Source organism: Pseudorhodoplanes sp. (assembly GCF_035565795.1).
Taxonomy (GTDB): domain Bacteria; phylum Pseudomonadota; class Alphaproteobacteria; order Rhizobiales; family Xanthobacteraceae; genus Pseudorhodoplanes.
In genome coordinates this window covers 1-1,568 of sequence record NZ_DATMRV010000253.1, presented here as the reverse complement: position 1 = coordinate 1,568, position 1,568 = coordinate 1, and the positions used below count along the sequence as shown (strand labels likewise).

Sequence of the window (1,568 nt, the reverse complement as noted above, 5' to 3'; positions counted from 1 at the left end):
GCGAGAGCGCGCTCTTCCGGCATCACGGCCTGCACATCGAGCTGGTGATCGATCGCAATGATCCGATCGGGCGTACCGATCCACTTGGCATCGCCGATATCGTCGTGGAGGCCGCGACCAGCACGATCGTCGATCTCGAGGATTCGGTCGCGGCGGTCGATGCGGCCGACAAGGTGCTGGGATATTCAAACTGGCTCGGGGCCCTGCGCGGCGATTTGCAGGCGCGCTTCGACAAGGACGGCACGGTGCTGACCCGCCGGCTCGCTCAAGACAGGGCCTGCACGGCGTCCGATGGATCGAGCTTCACCTTGCCCGGCAGAAGCCTGCTTCTGGTACGAAATGTCGGACATCTGATGACCACGCCGGCGGTTCGCCTTCCCGATGGCGGCGAAGCGCCCGAAGGCATCCTCGATGCCATCGTGACCGTGCTTTGCGGGATGCACGATCTGCTCGGCCTCGGGGCCCATCGCAACAGCCGCGCCGGCGCGATCTATGTCGTGAAGCCCAAGCAACATGGCCCGGAGGAGGCGCGTTTCACCGATCGCCTGTTCGCCGCCGTTGAAGACCTGCTCGGGCTGGATCGTCACACGGTGAAGATCGGCCTGATGGACGAGGAGCGCCGGACATCGGCCAACCTCGCGGCCTGCATAGAGGCGCTCAAGCACCGCATCTTCTTCATCAACACCGGCTTCCTCGATCGCACGGGGGACGAGATCCGCACCTCGACGCGTGCCGGCGCCATGGTCCCCAAGACACAGATGAAGAACGCCGCGTGGCTCCAGGCTTACGAGCGGCGCAACGTTGCGATCGGCCTCGCCTGCGGCTTCGCCGGCAAGGCGCAGATCGGCAAGGGCATGTGGGCGGCGCCCGATCGCATGGCGGACCTGATCGCGCAGAAGGGCGAACAGCTTCGCGCCGGCGCGACGACCGCCTGGGTGCCGTCGCCGACGGCGGCCGTGCTGCACGCGCAGCACTATCACCTGATCGACGTGTCCGCGCAGCACGCCCGGATCGCGGCGGCGGGGACGCCGTCGCTCGACGAGCTTCTGATCGTGCCGGTCGCTTCGCCGGACGAACTGCGCGCCACGGACATCGCGGCGGAGCTTCGCGCCAATGCCCAGAGCATCCTGGGATACGTCGTGCGGTGGATCGACCAGGGGATCGGGTGCTCCAAGGTGCCGGACATCCACGATGTCGGCCTTATGGAGGATCGGGCAACCTTGCGCATATCGGCGCAGTCGCTGGCCAACTGGCTCGGTGCCGGTCTGGTGAGCGAGGATCAGGTGCGTTCGGCGTTCACGGCCATGGCGGCAAAGGTCGATGCCCAGAACGCCGGGGATCCGTCGTATCGGCCGATGGCCGGCCGCGAAGCGGAGAGCCTGGCCTTCCAGGCGGCGCTGGCCCTGGTCTTCGAGGCAACCGAGCAAGCCAACGGGTACACCGAGCCGGTGCTGCATCGGTATCGGGTGCTGGCCAAGGCCCGCGATGCGGCGCGCGCGTCCGCCAGCACGAATGTCGGAAGTCATGAAAAATCGGGCTTGAGAGAGGCCCTCAATGGGGAGAAGTCG

The 1,568-nt window shown here is 66.8% G+C and carries 1 protein-coding gene; it reads left to right on the top strand.

Annotation, left to right across the window (positions count from 1 at the left end; genetic code table 11):
• Positions 1 to 1,568: malate synthase G (locus VNZ93_RS23025; RefSeq protein ID WP_325710951.1), on the top strand; the 1,568-nt coding region annotated here is incomplete at both ends.